The following is a 19,603-nucleotide window of genomic DNA, read 5'->3' on the forward strand; positions in this document are numbered from 1 at the left end:
GCGGCATGATCTGGCTCCGCAGGTTTTTCAGGATTCTCAAATACACGGTGCTGATCGCGCTGGCCTTCGCGGTCGGCGCGCTGGCGGTGCTGACGCTGACTCCCAAGGGTCGCGAGAATCTCGCCGGCCTGATCTCGGATTTCGCGTCCACGCCCGACCGGCAGGTGCGGATCTCGGGCATCAACGGCATCTGGTCTGGCAATTTCTCGCTCGACCAGCTCGTGCTGGAGGATTCGGAAGGCCCCTGGCTGGCGGTGCGCGGTGTAGAGGTAGACTGGTCGCCAACCTCGCTGTTGTGGCTCAGGTTCGACGCCGACCGCATCGCCGCCGAGCGCGTCGAGTTCGCGCGGCTGCCGAAACCCTCGGCCGAGCCGGCGCCGACCAAAAGCGGCTCCGGCTCGTTGCCTGTCGACGTGTCGATCGGCGCGCTGGATTTTCCCGACATCGCGCTCGGCCAGTCCGTGACCGGCGGGCAAGTCGCCAGCATCGCGGCGAAGGGCAAGGCGATGGCGCAGGCCTCGCCACTGACGGTCAACGCGGACCTGACGGTATCGCGCACCGACGGCACGGCGGGCGAGGTGCTGGCGGCAATCGATTTCGCGCCACAAGACAATAAGCTCGACATCGACCTCAAGGCCTCCGAGCCATCCGGCGGCATTCTCGCCAACCTGCTCGGCCTGCCCGGAAAACCGGCGGTCGACATCATTGTCACCGGCTCCGGGCCGCTGGCCAACTGGACGGGCAACGGCACATTCGCGGTGGACGGCAATCTCGTCACCAGCGTTTCGGCGACGCACCGGCAGACCGACGCCGGCAATGTGGTCGAAGCCAAGGGCGATGGGGTGTTCGACCGCTTCCTGCCGGAGCGGTTTCGGCCGCTGCTGGCGGGCAAGGCGGATTTCGACCTGGCGGGCACGCTGACCAAGGCCGGCGGCATCGAGATCGCCCGCGCAAAAATCGACAGCGGCGCGCTGGGCGTGACCGGCACCGGCTCCTACGATCCGCAGGGGCTGACCGACATCGCGCTGGAACTCGCGGCCAAGAACAACGGCGTGCCGCTGTCGTTCGGGACCGACGAGAGCCCGATCGACATCGTCATCGGTTCGGCCAGCGTGCGTGCGCTCGGCGACGGACGGCACCCCGGGCTCGACATTTCCGCAAAACTGCCGTCGGTCTCAACCAGGGATGTAAAACTCTCCGATCTCGGGATCACGCTGCATTCCGACGAGTTCGACGTGGCGGCGCGCTCGGGGCCGGTGACCGGCGCGGCGACTGCCTCCAGCCTTGCAATCGACAATCCGACCGTGGCGCCACTTGTCGCCGGCGAGATAAGAGCGGGATTGGAAGGTACGCTCGCTACCGACGCGCTGAAGATCACCAAGGGCACGCTACGCAGCGATGCGGTGGACGGGACTTTCTCCGGCGACGTTTCGCTGGCCGACGGGTCAATCACACTCAAGCTCGGCGCCGAGGTGGTGTCGGCGGCGCTGCCGCCCGGCGCAAGGCCTCTGCTCGGCGACAGGCTTGCGCTATCGGCCGACTTGGAGCGCGACCATTCCGGCAACGTCTCGGCCAACGCGCTTTCGGTGGAATCGGGGGGACTGACCGCGAGCGGCTCGGCGAAGCTGAGCGAGGGAACAATCGACGCCGACCTAAAGGGCACTTTGGCCGATATTTCGCCGTTGGCGCCGCAGGCCTCCGGCGCCGTCGCTGTTTCCGCGACGGCAAAAGGCCCGCTGGCGGCGCCCGAAATCGAGGCCAACGTCACCAGCGAAAGGCTGGGGTTCGGCGATCGCGCCATCGACGATCTCGATCTTCGCGCCTCGGGAACGGTGGACCTCGCCGCGCCGCAGGCGTCGGTGACGCTGAAGGGTTCGTTCCAGGGCGAAGCGATAGGCGGCAAGGCGGTGGTCGCCACAACCGATGGCAAGCGCGAACTCCGCGACCTCGACTTCTCGCTTGGCCCTAACCGCATCTCCGGCCAGCTTTCGCTCGACGATAAGTTCACGCCGGCCGGCACGGTGACCTTCGACCTGCCGGAGTTGTCGCGCTTGGCCGCGCTTGCCGGGCAGACGGTGGAGGGGGCGGCCAAGGGCAGCGCCACCTTCGCCGAGGCGGGCGGCGTGCCGCAGGTGAAGATCGCGCTCACGTCGAACTCGATCACGCGCGAGGCACTGACCGTCAGCAATATCGCCGTCGACGCGACGGTTAGCGACTATCTGAAGACGCCGGCGATCGCCGGCACGGTCGGCGCGACGCTGGCCGGCTTGGCGCCGGACCAGCCGCCAGCCGACCTGCGGCTTTCGGTCGACGGTACGATTGCAGCCATCAGCGGTCAGGGAACGCTGTCGATGGGCGGCGAGGCGGTAACCAATTTCACTGTTGCGCACCGGATGACCGACGCGGGCAGCCAAGTGGAGGCCAGGGGCGACGGCGACTTCGCGCGCTTCATTCCGGAAGCGGCCCGGAAAATCCTTGGCGGCAAGACAAATTACGACGTCGCGGCACTGCTGGCGAAGGGCGGGCCGATCACGATCGAGCGCGCCGAGGTTTCCAACGGCGCGCTGACGGCCAAGGCTTCCGGCAGCTACGACCCGGCGGGCGCGGTCGACATCTCCGTGCAGCTCGGCGCCGGCCAGAGTGGCCTGCCGCTGTCCTTCGGCACCGACGAGGCGCCGATCGACATCACGGTGGGTTCGGGCACGGCGCGCATCTCCGGACCGATCGCGGAGCCGAAGCTCGACATCGGCGCGAACCTTTCGAAAGTCGCGACCAACGACGTGCAGTTGATCGACCTCGGAATCACGCTGCGCTCCGACAAGTTCAACATTGCCTCGCGGTTGGGGGCGGTGACCGGTTCGGCGACGGCGGAACGGCTGGTGATCGACAACCCGACCGTGGCGCCGCTGGTGGCCGGTGAGGTGCGGGCGCAGCTCGACGGGCTGCTGGAAACCGACGCACTGACCGTGACCAACGGCATATTGCGCAGCGACGCGATCGATGGAGCATTCGGCGGAAAGGTGTCACTCAAGGACGGATCGATCACGCTGAAGCTGAAAGCCGATGTCGTGTCGGCGGCGCTGCCGGCGCCTGTCCGGCCGGTGCTCGGACCGAAACTGACACTGTCGACCGATCTGGAGCGCGATACCGAAGGCAATGTGTCGGCCAATTCGCTGGCGCTGCAGTCGGGCGGCTTGACCGGCAGCGGCGTCATCCGGCTCTCCGGCGGGCAGATCGATGCCGATGTGAAGGGCGCGCTGGCCGACATCTCGCCGCTGGCGCAGCAGGCGAGCGGCGCCATCGCCTTTGCGGCGACGGCCAAGGGCGCGCTGGCAACGCCCGACGTGACGCTGGCGGTGACCAGCGATAGGATGACGGTGGCGGATCGCGACATCGAGAACCTTGCGCTGAACGCTTCGGCGAAAGCCGACCTGGCCAATCCGCAGGCCAATGTGACGCTCACAGGACGGGTTGCCGGCGAGACGCTGGACGGCAGGGCGGTGTTGAAGTCGACAGATGGGCGCAGCGAGGTCGGCGACCTCAACCTGTCGCTCGGCAAGAACCGTATCGTCGGCGCGCTGACGCTCGACCAGGATTTCGTGCCGGAGGGCTCGATCGATTTCGACCTGCCGGATATCGGCCCGCTGGCCGCGCTTGCACTGGAGACGGTGGAAGGCAGCGTCAGGGGCAAGGCAAGCTTTTCGCGGCAGGGGCAGGCGGCGCAGGCGACGGTGTCGCTGCAGTCCGACTCGATCACGCGCGGCGACATCGTGGTGCGGTCGGTGGCGGTCGACGCGCAGATCAGCAACTACATGGTCTCGCCGGGTGTCGCCGGAACGGTGAAGGCGCAGGAGGTGCGGGCCGGCACGACGGCGGTGCGCGGCATCGACTTGAAGCTTTCGCGCGAGGACGTCTGGACGCGGTTTTCCGGCGGCGCGTCGGTCAACGACATCCCACTGAAGGCGGCGGGGCGGGTAAAAGTCGAGAACGGCACCACGACCGTCGAGCTGGCTAGCGCCGAAGCGACCATGCGCGGCATCAAGGCGGCACTGGCGCGGGCCTCGACGGTGAGCATCGCCGGCGGCCAGACGAGGCTGGACAATGTGGCGCTGAATGTCGGCGGCGGCTCGGTGACGGTGTCGGGCACGGCGGGATCGTCCCTCAATGTGAACGCAACGCTGGCGCGGATACCGGCCTCGGTGGTCAACGCCTTTGCGCCGGGACTGGATGCCGGCGGAACCATCTCCGGCACGGTCAAGGCGACGGGCGCGGCGGCCAACCCGGCTATCGCCTACACGATGGAGTGGAGCGGCGCGCAGACCTCGCAGACGCGCGGCGCCGGCGTCGGCGCGCTGGCGATCCGCTCGACCGGCGATTTCGCGTCGAACAGGCTCACCTTCCAGGCCAATATGAGCGAAGGCTCGGGCCTTGCGCTGCGGGGCGGCGGCACGGTGACGCTCGGCGGGCCGCCGCGGCTCGACCTGAAATTCGACGGCGGCGTGCCGTTCGCGCTGGTGCGGCGGCAACTGGCGGCGCAGGGGCTGGCGCTGACCGGCTCGGCCAACGTCAATGTCACGGTGACGGGCGCGGCGACCGCGCCGGTGATCGGCGGCAACATACGCACCTCCGGCGCGCGGCTGGTCGATGCCGGCACCGGCATCGCGCTCAACGACATCGCCGCCGACATCGCACTGGGCGGCGGCCGCGCCACGATCTCGCGCGCCAGCGCCAACCTGTCGACCGGCGGTTCGGTGTCGGCGTCGGGTTCGGTCGGCATCGACCCGGCGAGCGGCTTTCCGGGCGACATCAAGGTGAAGCTCACGGATGCGCGCTACACCGACGGCGAGATCGTGACGACGACCATGTCTGGCGACCTCACTGTCACCGGGCCGCTGGCCTCGGCGCCGAAGATCGGCGGCACGGTCAACCTGTCGCGCACGGTGATCGCCATTCCGGCGCGGCTGCCCAGCTCGCTGACGGCGCTCGACGTCAGGCACAAGAACGCGACCGCGGCGGTCAAGAGGCAGGACCAGGCGATGAGGCCGGCGCAGCCGAGCGGCGGACAATCGTCGGGCGGGCTGGTGCTCGACCTTACCGTCAACGCGCCGCAGCGCATCTTCGTGCAAGGCCGGGGGCTCGATGCCGAACTCGGCGGCTCGCTGAAGCTGGTTGGCCCGGCGGCGGCGCCGCGGGCAAACGGCGAGTTCACCATGCGCCGCGGCCGGCTGATGCTACTCGGCCGGCGGCTGACGTTCACGCGCGGCACGCTGGGCTTCACCGGCTCGCTGGTGCCGACGCTCGACATGGCAGCCGAGACCAGCACCAGGGACGCGACCATCACCGTCGCGGTCAGCGGCCCGGCCAACAACCCGAAATTCAGCTTCACCTCGGTGCCGGCACTGCCTGAGGACGAGGTGCTGGCGCGGCTGATCTTCGGACAGGCGATGGGGAACCTGTCGCCGCTGCAGATCGCGCGGCTGGCGGAGGCGGCGGCGGAACTGGCGGGGGCCGGCGGCACCACAGGACTGTTGAGTTCGCTGCGCGAAAAACTCGGCGTCGACGATCTCGACGTCAAGACCAACGAGGACGGCAGCACCGCGGTCTCGGTCGGCAAACATCTGAACGAACGGACCTATGTGACCATCGAGCAGGGCGACAAGGCCGGATCGGGCAGGGCGGCGATCGACCTCGACGTCGGGCGCGGCGTCAAGCTGCGCGGCGAAGCCCGCGACGACGGCGAGGCCAAGGGCGGCATCTTCTTCGAGCGGGAGTACTGACGGCGCTAGCGACAGCTTGCTTGTCGCGGCGGAGTCTCTTCCGAACCATTGCTCCGTCAGATGGTCGCGGCACGATTGCAATCGGCAAAGCCGGGCCTATCATCGCCGTTGCCGCGTGCATTGGAGGCTCTGCTTGAAGATCGAAACCAACAGGCAAGAAGCGCTCGCCATACTTGCCGCCATGCTGGACGTTTCCGGGATGGGCCGCGCGCTCACCGAGGCGGACCGGGCCAGCCTGGTCGCGGCCGGTCATTGGATATTCGGGATTGCAGATCCGATCGACCCGGAGCGGCTCCCCCAAAGCGATCCGGCCGCGCTGGCCGCGACGGTAACGACGCCCGCGCTGAGGGAGGAGGCGATCCGCTTCATCGCCGTCTCGGCCTTCGTCGACGGCAGCCTCGATCCGGCCAGGATCGGGCGCGTGCTTGCCTATGCGCCGGCCGTCGGCGTCGAAGGCGACTACATCGACGAGATCACCGAGGCCGCGAAAGGCAATCTCCACTGGGCGCTCGGGCACATGGTGCGCGACAATCTGGAATCGATCACCGGCAAGCCCTGGGCGGACGGTCCGAATCTCGATGCGGAGGCGCTGGCTTTCCTGCTGCCCTACCGTGACGGCAAGGCCGATGCGGCCCTGGCCGCGCGTTTTCGAGCCCTTTCCGCCTTGCCCGACGGAAGCTTCGGACGCGCTTTCCTCGATCATTTCGACAGGAACGGCTACGCGCTGCCTGGCGAACCGGACGCGCTCAACCTGGTGTTTTCGCTGCCACACGATTCCAGTCATGTCTTTGCCGGCTACGATACGAGCCCGCGCGGCGAACTGCTGGTTTCGACCTTCACCGCCGCGATGCATCCCGTGCATCCGATCTCCGGCCATGTGCTGCCGGTGATCTTCTCCTGGCATCTCGGCATCAAGATCAACGACGTCGCGAAATCAGCCGAGGGTGCGATGGACCCCTCGGAATTCTGGCGCGCCTGGGCGCGGGGCGAAGCGATGAAGATCGACATCTTCGGGCCGGACTGGGATTTCTGGGCCTGGGCCGGCCGGCCGCTTGCCGACCTGCGCCGGCAGTATCTCGGTGACGGATTCTAGGGCGGCCGCTTCGACTCAAACCGCGACTTCGCTGCGCCCCGAGCGATTTCCGGCGGTTTCCCGGAACCGCCATAGTCACTACGCGCCGAGCGAAACTCTCGGCCCGCCCATGCGGTTGTCGGACGGCGGCTTCTCGTCGGGGGACCAGTACCAGGGCGAAAGATCGTCGCGGGCATCGACCCTGATCGAAACGTGCATATGGCTCGTGTGGGGATTGGTTCCGACATAGGGTTCCCACCGCCTGTGCTTCTCCGGGCCCTGGTAGCGCGGATAGGTGCAACTCTCGTCCGCCTGCCGGCGATGGACCTGATCCGTCGAGCAGATCTGCCGATTCCAGATCACATAGGTGACGCGGTTGTCCCAGATGACTTCCTTCGCCAGTTGCTCGCAGTCGACGCCATTGGCCGGGTCATGCGTCAGGTCGAAGGCGTTGCCGTCATTGTGGTCGCTCTTGCGGGCCTGATGCGCGGCGTCGCCAATGATGCCGTCGCTGGCGCGGTTGCGTTTCGGCCAGCGAAGCGTCGCATCCGACAACGCCTTTCTGCATGCGGGTGCTGCGGTTACCATGTCGAGCCTCGTAAGGAGCCGCCGCGTCTGCGGCAGCCTTGGTCCCAAGCCCCCGCACACGCTCTCGCGGCGGCGTATCCGTACGATGCCGCTGAGCCGACGAATCGGTTACGGCAGGCGGCTCTGCGGGAGCCGTTGGCACGACCGGCTGCTGGTTGTGGTCCTTATCCCGTTGGGCGATGTCTCATATCATTTCGGAAAATCAAGAATCGGATCGCACAGTCGCAAATTTGCGAATTTGCGTCATTCGTGTCGTATTCGCGCGTACCGCTCCTCCCGCAAAGTTGCACATTCCCTCGGGGAACAGCCGCCCGTTCGCTTTGACATTGCGGACCGGATGCGGAATGCTAACGGCGAAAAGCCAAAAAAGAGCGGGAGTTTGCAATGACATTCTACAAAAGCAATGGGGATCGCGTTCCCGGGCACATCGAAAAGATGGCCGAGAGCGTGAAGGCAGGGAAGGTGGATCGCCGCGAGTTCCTGGCGATGGCCAGCGTTTTCGGCGCCTCGACCGCGATGGCCTACGGCATGATCGGACTGGCCGCGCCGACCCCGGCGATGGCGCAGGAGCCCAAGAAGGGCGGCGTGCTGAAGGTGGCCATGTGGGTCAAGGACCCCAAGGATCCGCGCCTCGCCGACTGGTCGGAGATTTCCAACGCGGAGCGCCAGGCGCTCGAGCCGCTCGTGAAGTACACAAGGGACTACACGTTTGAACCCTATCTGCTGGAAGGCTGGGACATCAACGACGATGCCACCGAATACACGCTGAAGCTGCGCCCGGGTGTGACCTGGAACAATGGCGACACCTTCACGGCGGAAGACGTCATCTTCAACTTCACCCGCTGGGCCGACAAGAGCGCCGAGGGCAACTCGATGCCGGGCCGCCTCGGCACGCTGGTCGACGAAGCCAGCGGCAAGCTGCGCGAAGGCTCGGTCGAGAAGGTCGACGATCTGACAGTGAAGCTCAAGCTCACCAAGCCGGACATCGCGCTGATCCCGCAGCTCTGCGACTATCCGGCGCTGGTCGTGCACCGCTCCTTCGACGAGACCGGCGCGAATTTCGTCAAGAACCCGATCGGCACCGGGCCGTTCGAGCTGGTCTCCTACGACGTCGGCCAGAAGGTGGTCTACAAGCGCCGCGAGGACGGCAAGTGGTGGGGCGGCGAGGCCTATCTCGACGGCGTCGAGTTCATCGACTACGGCACCGATCCGTCGGCGATGGTGTCGGCCTTCGAGGCCGGCGAGGTCCATACCAACCACGAGACCTCGGCGGACTACGTGACGATCCTCGAGGGCGTCGGCGCCGTCACCTCGGAGGCCGTTACGGCGGCGACCATCGTGGCGCGCACCAACGTCGCCAACAAGCCGTATGACGACCAGAAGGTGCGCAACGCCCTGCAGCTCGGCGTCGACAATGCCATCGTGCTGCAGCTCGGCTACGGCAATGCCGGCGTGACCGCTGAAAACCACCACGTTGCGCCGATCCATCCGGAATATGTCGAGCTGCCGAAAGTGCCGCGCGACGCCGCCAAGGCCAAGGCGTTGATGGCCGAAGCCGGCCAGGCCGACTTCGAGCACGAGCTGATCACCGTCGATGAGGACTGGCACAAGAACACCGGCGACGCGATCGCCGCGCAATTGCGCGACGCCGGCATCAAGGTGAAGCGCAAAGTGCTGCCCGGCTCTACCTTCTGGAACGACTGGACGAAATATCCGTACTCGATGACCAACTGGAACATGCGCCCGCTGGGCATCCAGGTGGTCGCCATCGCCTACCGCACGGGCGAGGCCTGGAACGAGGCCGCCTACTCCAACCCGGATCTCGACGCCAAGATCAACGAGGCGCTGGGGATCGCCGATGCCGAGAAGCGCAAGGCCGTGATGAAGGACATCGAGACGATCCTGCAGAGTTCCGGCATCATCATCCAGCCGTACTGGCGCAAGCTCTACAACAGCTCGATGCCGGTTGTGAAAAACCACGGCATGCATCCGACCTTCGAGCACGATTTCGGCAAGGTCTGGCTCGACGAAGCTTGATCTCGGAGTTTGCGGAAGGGGGCGGCATGCCCCCTTTCCAGCCTTATCGGGGTGACGACCACTGACCCCAACCCGCACGGCAGGGGGCGATGATGCTTGCTTTCATTCTGCGCCGTCTCGGCACCATGCTCGTCACGATGCTGTGCCTGACGATGGTCGTCTTCTTCATGGTCAATCTCGAGCCGAACCTGAAGAAGCTCGCGATCAGCCAGCTCGATATGCGTTCGCCGCCGGAGCAGCTCGAAAGCTGGCTGGTCAAGAACGGCTATCGCCAGAACTTCTTCGTGCGCTACGGCCAGTGGATCGGCGTCATCCGGAAACAGCCGAACGTCGACCCGGAGACCGGCAAGGCGACACCACGTTTCTCTTTCTGCAACGAGCCGGCCGAGCCCTATTTCGGCGGCATTTTGCAGGGCGACTTCGGCTGCTCGACCAAGTTCAAGACGACCGTCTCGGCAAAACTCTGGCCGGCGCTGGGCGCCACCGGCATCCTGATGTTCTGGGTGATGGTGACCATGGTGCCGATCTCGCTGCTTGTCGGCATCCTTGCCGGCATGCGGGAAGGGTCGCGGACCGACCGAAGTCTTTCGGTGGCCTCCATCGCCACGACCGCCACGCCCGAATATGTGTCGGGCGTCATCTTCACCGTCATCTTCGCCTCGTGGCTCGGATGGCTGAACGGCTCGGCGGCGTCGGCAACCAGCCAGGGCATCACTTTCTATAATTTCACGCTGCCGGTGATGACGATGGCCGTCTATGGCATCGGCTATATCGCCCGCATGACCCGCGCCTCGATGGTCGAGGTGATGACGCAGCAATATATCCGCACCGCCAGGCTGAAGGGGCTCTCCTTCTCCGGCGTGGTCATCAAGCACGCGCTGCGCAATGCGCTGATCGCGCCGTTCACCGTCATCATGCTGCAGTTCCCGTGGCTGCTGACCGGCGTGGTGATCGTCGAGACGATGTTCCGTTACCAGGGTTTCGGCTTCACACTGGTGGAGGCGGCGGGCAACAACGACATCGACCTGCTGCTCGGCTGTTCTCTGGTCTCGGTGTTCGTCGTGCTGTTCACACAGCTCATCTCCGACGTGGGTTACGCCTACCTCAACCCGCGCATCCGCGTGCAGTAGGAGCGAGCGCCCGTGCCAACTGAAACCATCGGCGCTTTCCAGATCATTCTCGGCGCGATCGGCCGCTTCTGGCCGGTGTGGCTGGCGCTGGCGATCGTATTTGGTGCGAGCATCTATTACCGGAAGAAGCTCGGCCTCTACGGCCAGCTCTTCGGCACCGGCGTCGGCATCGCCGGCGTGCTGATCTGCGGGTTCTGGCTGTTCACCGCGATCTTCGCCTCGACCATCGCGCCTTTCGATCCGCTGGCGCAGATCCCGGTGATGAAGGACGCGTTGCCGGGGGCCGTCGTGCCGGACGGCGGCGGCATCTACTATTTCGGTGGCGACAAGCTGGCGCGCGATATCTTCAGCCGCATGGTCTACGGCAGCCAGATCGTGATGATCATCGCCCCCGCCGCCACCGCCTTCGCGCTGATGGTGGGCGCCACGCTCGGCCTGCCTGCGGGATATTACGGCGGCAGGATCGACTCGGTGCTGTCGTTCCTCGCGAACCTGGTGCTGGCCTTCCCGGTGATCCTGCTGTTCTACCTGCTGGTGACGCCCGGCATCGTCGAGACGGGATTGCCCAGGTGGATGGCCGGCCTGTTCTTCCTGTTCCCGATCATCTTCTTCGTGGCGCTGTTCTACACGCGCTTCAAGAACCGGCCGGAGCGCCTCTATCCGCTGCTCGCGATCACAATCATACTCGGCGGCTGGATCTATGCCGGGCTGGTGTTCGACGCCGATCCGCTCGGCATCGTCCGCATCGATCCCAACCAGCTCAACATTTTTGTGGCGGTGGTTTTCGCGTCGTCGCCCGGCGTGTTCCGCATCGTGCGCGGCCTGGTGATGGATATCAAGACGCGCGACTACATCGCGGCGGCGCAGACGCGCGGCGAGACGCCGTGGTACATCATGCTTTGGGAAATCCTGCCCAATGCGCGCGGGCCGCTGATCGTCGATGCCTGCCTGCGCATCGGCTACACGACGATCCTGCTCGGCACGCTGGGCTATTTCGGGCTTGGGCTGGCGCCCGAGAGCCCCGACTGGGGCACGGCGATCAAGGACGCCAGCCGGCTGCTGCGCTCGTTCATCCACCCGGCGCTGCCGCCGACGATCGCGCTGATGAGTTTCGTGCTGGGGCTGAACCTGCTGGCGGATGCACTGCGCGAGCAGTCGCTGAAGGATTGAGGATGGTAGGCGCCGGCCTCCCCGCCTCACCCTCCCCCTTGTGGGGAGGGTCGGCGAACGGTTGGAGCGAAGCGGAACACCGCGAGACGGGGTGGGGGTATTTCCAATTCCCGCTGGTGCAGCGTCGAACCCCTGACGTCTTGACCCCCACCCCGATCCGCTGCGCGGATCGACCCTCCCCGCAAGGGGGAGGGTGAGAGGAGCATCACGATGAACGAAGCCGTCAAAGCCACGACCATCGAGAACGCCCGGCCGATCCTGGAGATCGAAAACCTCTCCATCTCTTTCTTCACCAAGCGCGGCGAGATCCCCGCCGTGATGGACTTTTCCTGCACGGTGCAGCCCGGCGAGGCGATGGGCATCGTCGGCGAATCCGGCTGCGGCAAGTCGACCGTGTCGCTCGGCATCATGCGCGACCTGTCGAATGTCGGAAAGATCGTCGGCGGGCGGATCAAGTTCAAAGGCAAGGACATGGGCGACATGAGCCCGGAGGAGCTGCGCTCCATCCGCGGCAACGAGATCGCCATGATCTACCAGGAGCCGATGGCGAGCCTCAACCCGGCGATGAAGGTCGGCCAGCAGCTCATGGAAGTGCCGATCCTGCATGACAAGGTGTCGAAGGAGGAGGCCTATAAACGCGCGCTGGAGACGGTGCGGGCGGTGCGCCTGCCAGATCCGGAGCGCATGATGCGCAGCTATCCGCACCAGCTTTCCGGCGGCCAGCAGCAGCGCATCGTGATCGCCATGGCGCTGCTGTCGAAGCCGGCGCTGTTGCTGCTCGACGAGCCGACCACGGCGCTGGACGTTACCGTCGAGGCCGGCATCGTCGAACTGGTGAAGGGGCTGGGAAAACAGTTCGGCACGTCGATGATCTTCGTGTCGCATAATCTCGGGCTGATCCTGGAGACCTGCGACAAGATCACGGTGATGTATTCGGGCGAGGCGGTGGAGACCGGCCGCATCGAGGACGTGTTCGACCGCATGCGCCACCCCTATACGCAGGGTCTGTTCCGCTCGATCCCGCTGCCCGGCGCCGACAAGAACGCGCGGCCGCTGATCGCCATTCCGGGGCAATTGCCGCTGCCGCACGAGCGGCCGAAGGGTTGCAATTTCGGGCCGCGCTGCCAGCATTTCGTCAAGGGGCGCTGCGACGCCGACGAGATCCCGATGATCCCGGTCGAGGGCCATGAGGGGCATTATTCGCGCTGCATCCGCTTCAACGAGATCGACTGGGCGGCGCTGCCGGAGGGCGCGCGCAAGTCGACCGAGCCGGTGAAGCCCGGCGCGCCGGTGCTGAAGATCGACGACCTGAAGAAATACTACCGCGTCGTCGCCAACGAAGTGTTCGGCGGCAGCGGCGAGGGCCGCGTCGTCAAGGCCAACGAGGCGATCAGTTTTGAGGCACGCGAAAGCGAGACGGTGGCCATCGTCGGCGAATCCGGCTGCGGAAAGTCGACGCTGGCAAAGGTGCTGCTCGGGCTGGAGACGGCGAGCTCGGGCAAGGTGACGCTCGGCAATAAGCAGATCCAGTCGACCGGCATCGAGACGCGCGACGTGCAGACGGTGTCGTCGATCCAGATGGTGTTCCAGAACCCGTTCGACACGCTGAACCCCAGCCACTCCGTCGGTTCGCAGATCATCCGCACGCTGGAGAAGTTCGGCGTCGGCCAGACGGTGGCCGACCGCAAGAAGCGCATGTTCGAGCTGCTCGACCTGGTAAAACTGCCGCGGGCTTTCGCCGAGCGCATGCCGCGCCAGCTCTCGGGCGGCCAGAAGCAGCGCATCGGCGTGGCGCGTGCCTTTGCAGGATCGGCCAAGGTGGTGGTGGCGGACGAGCCCGTCTCGGCGCTCGACGTGTCGGTGCAGGCGGCCGTCACCGAACTCCTGATGGACATCCAGCGCAAGAACAAGACGACCATGCTCTTCATTAGCCACGATCTTTCCGTGGTGCGCTACATCGCCGACCGCGTGGTGGTCATGTATCTCGGCCACATCGTCGAGCAGGGCACGACCGACCAGATTTTTGCGCCGCCCTACCACCCCTATACGGAGGCATTGCTGTCGGCGATCCCGATCGCCGACACGTCGGTGGTCAAGAAACACATCGTGCTGGAAGGCGATATCCCCTCGGCGATGAACCCGCCGTCCGGATGCCCGTTCCAGACGCGCTGCCGCTGGAAAAAATTCGTGCCTGGCAACAAATGCGAGACGCAACTGCCGCCGCTGAAGGCGCTGGGCGACGGCCATATGAGCCTGTGCTGGCTGGACGACGAGCAGCTCGCAACGATGGAGCCGGTGATCTCCTTCGAGGGCGGCGGGACCGAGCCGCCTGTCAAGGATCCCGTGCCGGAGGATGCGCATCCGGGGACCGGACCGGGGTTCGCCGGGACCCCGCCGCAACGGCCCCACGGCAAGGTGGCGAGCGCCGGCGCGAGCGAGGACGAGGGCGCCTTCGAGCAGGCCGAGGCGCGCGGCCATGCCCGTGCCCATGAGCAGCGCGACGACCGCTCCGAGGATTTTGGCGCGACGCGCGACGCCAATACCGATGTCGGGCCGATCGCCCCGCTGCAGGTCGGAGACGGACGGCAGGCGGACGACGCCGACGTGCCGTCGGCCTTCGAAGACGATGTTCCGGACGAGGGCGCGGAAAGGAAACCTGAAAAGCCGTAGGCCGCGCCTCGCCAGGTAAGATCCGGGATTGACGGGCAGCCGTTGCTTTCGCGGCCGGTTCAACCGCCGCAGGAGCGGAGCTGGGCCTGGTAGCGCCGCGCCATCTGGTCGGTGTCGCGCGCGTATTTCTGGATGCCCTCGCTCCAGTTGCCGCGCTTGAAGCCGCCCCAGCCGTGGTAATAGGCGAGGTAGAGGCGAAAAGTGTCGTCGGGCGCGACGCCGTAGTTGCTCACCGTCTTGGAATGATACCAGCCAACAAAGTCGACCGCGTCGGCGAACTTGGTGCGGCGCGCGGCAAAATTGCCGGTCTCGCGCTGGTATTGCGACCAGGTGCCGTTGAGCGCCTGCGAATAGCCGTAGGCGCTGGACACGCGCGTCCACGGGATGAAGCCGAGGAGTTTTGTGCGCTTTGGCCGTGCATTGCCCTTGAAGCCAGATTCCTTTCGCACCGTCGCCATCAGCACGTGGACGGGGATGCCGTATTTCCGCTCGGTGGCTTTCGCCGACCGCTGCCAGTTGTCGAGCCAGCCGTCGCGCTGCTCGAAGACCGCGCAGATGTCGTTGATGCGGCTGGGCGGCGTGGCGCAGGCCGACAGCGCCAGCAGAAGCGCAACCGGTACGATTTTACTAAAACGCGACGCAACCATTGTCGGAGCAATAGGTGCAAAACATAAAAGGAGTCTTGCGGGCGGACTTAACCTTTGTGTCCGCGCGGTGGCGCCCCGATGATCTTGTAGGTAATCCGACGCTTTCCGTCGTATTATTTCTATTCAAGCAAAACCGGTGACGCCGGGACTAAAATCGCGCCGGTAGATGACGGTTTCCTGACAGCCGGGGCGGCAGGCTGGGTCTTTGATGCCGGCCATGACAGGACTTCGCAGCAGACGCAGTGCCGAGCGGGCCCATTCCAGGGCCGGAGCCGCCATCCCGCAGCTTCCCGCCCGCAATGTGAGAAATCCCTATCCACCGATGCAGTTGCTGTCGGCGGACCAGATCGAGGCGATCCATGAGGCCTCGATGCACATCCTCGAAAATTTCGGCATCGAGGTGATGACTTCGCGCGCGCTCTCCCTGTTCGAGCAGGCGGGCGCGACGGTCGACCATACGACACACACCGTACGCCTCGATCGCGGGCTGGTCGCGGAAAGGTTGCAAACGACGCGGCCTCGCTACCGGCTGACGTCCCGCAATCCGGACAAGGCGGTCGACATCGGCGGCGACACGATCAATTTCACGCTGGTCGCCGGGCCGCCGAATGTTCATGATCTCGAACGCGGGCGGCGGGCCGGCAATCTTCGCGATTATTGCGACCTGGTGCGACTGGCGCAGCATTTCAACTGCATCACCATGCTCGGCAACCAGGTCTGCGCGCCGGTCGAGTTGCCGGCGAATTCGCGCCACCTCGACACGTATTTCGCCAACCTGACGCTGACCGACAAGGCGTTCCACGTGTCGGCGATCGGACGGGGCAGGGCGCTCGACGGCATCGAGATGATGGCGATCAGCCGAGGCCTGACGCTGGAGCAGTTGGCCGGCGAGCCCGGCGTGACCACCATCATCTCGGTGAACTCGCCGCGCCGCTTCGACGAGCAGATGGCCGAAGGGCTGATGACGATGGCCGAGTTTGGCCAGTCCGTTGCCGTCACGCCGTTCACGCTGATGGGCGCGATGAGCCCGGTGACGTTGGCCGGCGCGCTGGCGCAGCAGAATGCCGAGGCGCTGTTTGGCATCGTGCTGACGCAGCTTGTCCGGCCGGGCGCGCCGGTGATGTATGGCGCGTTCACCTCGAACGTCGATATGCGCTCCGGCGCTCCGGCCTTCGGCACGCCCGAAAACACCAAGGCGAACATCGCCTCCGGGCAACTGGCCCGCCGTTACAACCTGCCGTACCGGACGACGCCGGGCAGCGCCTCCAACGCCGCCGACGCGCAGGGCGCCTACGAGACCATGATGGCGCTGTGGGGCGCGGTTCTCGGCCACGGCAACCTCGTCTACCACGCGGCCGGCTGGCAGGAGGGCGGGCTGACCGCGTCGTTCGAAAAATTCGTCCTCGACGTCGAGATGATCCAGCACATGATCGAGTTCCTGAAGCCTATTGAGGTCAACGACGGCGAACTGGCGCTGGACGCGCTTGGTCGCGTGCCGACCGGCGGGCATTTCTTCGGCGATGCGCATACGCTGGAGCGCTATTCCACCGCCTTTTACCAGCCGATCGTGTCGAACTGGCAGAATTACGAGGCCTGGCAGGAAGCCGGCGCGCTGGACGCCACCCAGCGCGCGACGCGGGTGTGGAAGAAGGCGCTGGGGGAATATGTCGAGCCGGCGATGGATGTTTCCGCGCGCGAGGCACTGGAGGCCTATGTGGCGAAACGCAGGGAGGAGATCGGGGATGGAGAGCCTTGAGGTTGCCGTGTTGCGTTCCTTCCAACACCCCTCATCCGACCTCGCTTCGCTCGGCCTCCTTCTCCCACAAGGGGAGAAGGAGGAGTTTCGCGTCTGCCTCGCCATCAGTCGCCAACGTTGGCGATTGGCAGAGGCGGAAATGTCAGGCTCCACCTTCTCCCCTTGTGGGAGAAGGTGGCCGAGCGAAGCGAGGTCGGATGAGGGGTGTTCCAGCTTGGCGTTGCCTCGCGTGCTGATTCAACTCCTTGCCAAAACGATTCCTCAAACCTCTGCAACTCCCTGAACGAGAACGAAAATCATGAAATCGCATGCACGGGTCGTGGTCATCGGAGGCGGCGTGGTCGGCTGCTCGGTGCTGTTTCATCTGGCATGGGCCGGCTGGACCGACGTCGTGCTGCTGGAGCGCGACGAGCTGACGTCCGGCTCGACCTGGCATGCGGCCGGCGGCATGCACACGATCAACGGCGATCCGAACGTCGCCAAACTGCAGAAATACACGATCGAACTCTACAAGGAGATCGAGGAACTCTCGGGCCAGGCGACCGGCGTGCACATCACCGGCGGCGTGTTGTTGGCGGCGACCGAGGCGCGCATGGACTGGCTGCGTGGCGTGGTCGCAAAGGGGCGTTATCTCGGGCTCGACCTGGAGGAAATTTCGGCTGAGGAAGCGCACCGGCTGATGCCGCTGCTCGACCCGAAACAATTCGTCGGCGCGGTGCGCAATTCGGAGGACGGACATCTCGACCCGTCGGGCGTCACCCACGCCTACGCCAAGGCGGCGCGGAAGCTGGGCGCCGAGGTCGAGCGCTTCACCAAGGTGGAGGACATCCAGCGGCTGGCCGACGGGAAGTGGCGCGTCATCACCAACAAGGGCGAGATCGTCGCCGAGCATGTGGTGAACGCCGGCGGGCTGTGGGCGCGCGAGGTCGGCCGCATGGTCGGACTGGAACTGCCCGTGCTCGCCATGGAGCACATGTATCTGATCACCGAGGACATGCCGGAAGTCGCCGAGGTCAACCGCAACACAGGCAAGGAGGTGATCCACGCGGTCGACTTCGATGGCGAGCTTTACCTGCGCCAGGAACGCGGCGGCATGCTGATGGGCACCTACGAGAAGGCCAACAAGCCATGGTCGGAATTGTCCACGCCGTGGAATTTCGGCCACGAATTGCTGGAACCTGACATCGACCGCATCGCGCCGTCGCTGGAGGTCGGGTTCCGGCATTTCCCTGCCTTCCAGAACACCGGCATCAAGCAGATCATCAACGGGCCGTTCACCTTCGCACCGGACGGCAACCCGCTGGTCGGGCCTGTGCGTGGGTTGCCGGGTTTCTGGGTGGCGTGCGGGGTGATGGCCGGGTTTTCGCAGGGTGGCGGCGTCGGGCTGGCGCTGTCCAACTGGATGATCCACGGCGATCCCGGCTTCGACATTTTTGCGATGGACGTGGCGCGCTACGGCGACTGGGCGTCGATGCGCTACACCAATGCCAAGGTGCGTGAAAACTATTCGCGGCGCTTTTCGATCCGCTTCCCCAATGAGGAATTGCCGGCCGGGCGGCCGCTGAAGACCACGCCGGTCTACGATCTTCTGGCGGCGCGTGGCGCGCAGTTCGGCGTCGCCTACGGACTGGAAGTGCCGCTCTGGTATGCCCCTCAGGGCGTCAAGGACGAGTTTTCCTGGCGGCGCTCGAGCGATTTCGAGCATGTGGCGAAGGAGGTGGCGACCGTGCGCGAGCGCGTCGGGCTGGGCGAGATTTCGAGCTACGCCAAATACCGCGTGACGGGGCAGGGCGCAGAAGCCTGGCTCGACCGGATGCTCGCCTGCAAATTGCCGAAGCCCGGCCGCATGACGCTGGCGCCGATGCTGAAGCAGGACGGCAAACTGATCGGCGATTTTTCGCTGGCGAGGCTTGGTGATCCGTCGCCCGACAATTCTTCCGCGGAATGGATGATCCTTGGCTCGGGCATCGCCGAGCAGCACCATATGCGCTGGTTCGAGCAGCATCTGCCGGATGACGGTTCCGTTGCCATCGAGGCGCTTGGGCTGAAACTCACCGGCCTGTCGATCGCCGGGCCGAAGGCGCGCGACGTGCTGGCGAAGGTGACGCGCGACGACGTGTCGAACGCAGCGTTGCCGTTCATGGCGATCCGCCGGATGGACGTCGGCATGGCGCCTTGCATCGTCGGCCGCGTCAGCTACACCGGCGATCTTGGCTACGAGATCTGGATGGCGCCGGAATACCAGCGGCATGTGTTCCAGACATTGCTGGAGGCTGGGCACGAGTTCGGCATCGGCCTGTTCGGGGGCAGGGCGCTGAATGCGCTGCGGCTGGAGAAGAATTATGGTTCCTGGGCGCGCGAATACCGGCCGATCTACGGGCCGCTGGAGGCGGGGCTCGACCGTTTTGTCGCTTATTCGAAAGAGGCGGATTTCATCGGCAAGCAGGCGGCGCTTGCCGAGCGCGAGAGTGGCGGAAAGTACCGGCTGCGCGCTTTCGTCATAGAAGCGGTCGACGCCGACGTGATCGGCGACGAGGCGATCTGGCACGGCGGCGCGGTCGTAGGCTGGGTGACCTCCGGCGGCTATGCGCACAACGCCCAAAAATCGGTGGCGCTCGGCTATGTGCCGAAGCAGCTCGCCGATGCAAGCGAAGGCTTCGAGATCGAACTGCTGGGCAAACGCCATGCGGCATATGTGCAGCCGGCGCCGCTGTTCGACGCCAATCTGGAGCGGCTACGCGGGTAAAAGTCGGCGC

At 65.6% G+C, this 19,603-nt stretch carries 10 protein-coding genes; 8 read left to right on the forward strand and 2 right to left on the reverse strand.

Features of this window, described 5'->3' with window-relative positions; genetic code table 11:
- Positions 1–5 precede the first annotated feature (5 nt).
- Positions 6–5,777 (forward strand): translocation/assembly module TamB domain-containing protein, encoded by a 5,772-nt coding sequence (locus RB623_RS04850; RefSeq protein WP_308055635.1) that lies wholly within the window; start codon positions 6–8, stop codon positions 5,775–5,777.
- 133 nt (positions 5,778–5,910) lie between these two features.
- On the forward strand, positions 5,911–6,870 hold the full coding sequence (locus RB623_RS04855) for a hypothetical protein (protein WP_308055636.1): 960 nt from the start codon (positions 5,911–5,913) through the stop codon (positions 6,868–6,870).
- A 78-nt stretch (positions 6,871–6,948) separates the two neighbouring features.
- Here the strand turns inward: RB623_RS04855 and RB623_RS04860 are convergent, their stop codons facing one another.
- A complete protein-coding gene (locus RB623_RS04860) occupies positions 6,949–7,437 on the reverse strand; it encodes a hypothetical protein (RefSeq protein WP_308055637.1) in 489 nt (162 codons plus the stop codon).
- A 384-nt stretch (positions 7,438–7,821) separates the two neighbouring features.
- Between RB623_RS04860 and RB623_RS04865 the strand changes: the two genes are divergently transcribed.
- The 4 genes from RB623_RS04865 to RB623_RS04880 all read left to right on the forward strand — a co-directional run bounded on the left by RB623_RS04865 (position 7,822) and on the right by RB623_RS04880 (position 14,444).
- Positions 7,822–9,474 carry an ABC transporter substrate-binding protein gene (locus RB623_RS04865; RefSeq protein ID WP_308055638.1) on the forward strand — a complete coding sequence of 551 codons (1,653 nt, stop codon included), beginning with the start codon at positions 7,822–7,824 and terminating at the stop codon, positions 9,472–9,474.
- Between the two features lie 92 nt (positions 9,475–9,566).
- Positions 9,567–10,604 (forward strand): ABC transporter permease, encoded by a 1,038-nt coding sequence (locus RB623_RS04870; RefSeq protein ID WP_308055838.1) that lies wholly within the window; start codon positions 9,567–9,569, stop codon positions 10,602–10,604.
- A 12-nt stretch (positions 10,605–10,616) separates the two neighbouring features.
- Positions 10,617–11,774 (forward strand): ABC transporter permease, encoded by a 1,158-nt coding sequence (locus RB623_RS04875; protein WP_308055639.1) that lies wholly within the window; start codon positions 10,617–10,619, stop codon positions 11,772–11,774.
- 210 nt (positions 11,775–11,984) lie between these two features.
- Positions 11,985–14,444: an ABC transporter ATP-binding protein gene (locus RB623_RS04880; protein WP_308055640.1), complete on the forward strand. Its 2,460-nt coding sequence runs from the start codon at positions 11,985–11,987 to the stop codon at positions 14,442–14,444.
- Positions 14,445–14,503: 59 nt separating this feature from the next.
- On the opposite strand, the gene RB623_RS04885 is transcribed toward RB623_RS04880, so the two are convergent.
- Complete coding sequence (locus RB623_RS04885; protein WP_308055641.1) at positions 14,504–15,091, reverse strand: hypothetical protein; 588 nt, start codon at positions 15,089–15,091, stop codon at positions 14,504–14,506.
- A gap of 217 nt (positions 15,092–15,308) precedes the next feature.
- Here RB623_RS04885 and RB623_RS04890 point away from each other — a divergent pair, with 217 nt between their 5' ends.
- Positions 15,309–16,847, forward strand: coding sequence for a trimethylamine methyltransferase family protein (locus tag RB623_RS04890; RefSeq protein ID WP_308055642.1), 1,539 nt, complete (start codon positions 15,309–15,311; stop codon positions 16,845–16,847).
- 298 nt (positions 16,848–17,145) lie between these two features.
- The gene (locus RB623_RS04895; protein ID WP_308055643.1) at positions 17,146–19,593 is read left to right on the forward strand and encodes an FAD-dependent oxidoreductase; all 2,448 of its coding nucleotides are present in this window, start codon (positions 17,146–17,148) and stop codon (positions 19,591–19,593) included.
- Positions 19,594–19,603 lie beyond the last annotated feature (10 nt).

This window comes from Mesorhizobium sp. LHD-90, from assembly GCF_030929505.1.
Taxonomy (GTDB): Bacteria; Pseudomonadota; Alphaproteobacteria; order Rhizobiales; family Rhizobiaceae; genus Kumtagia.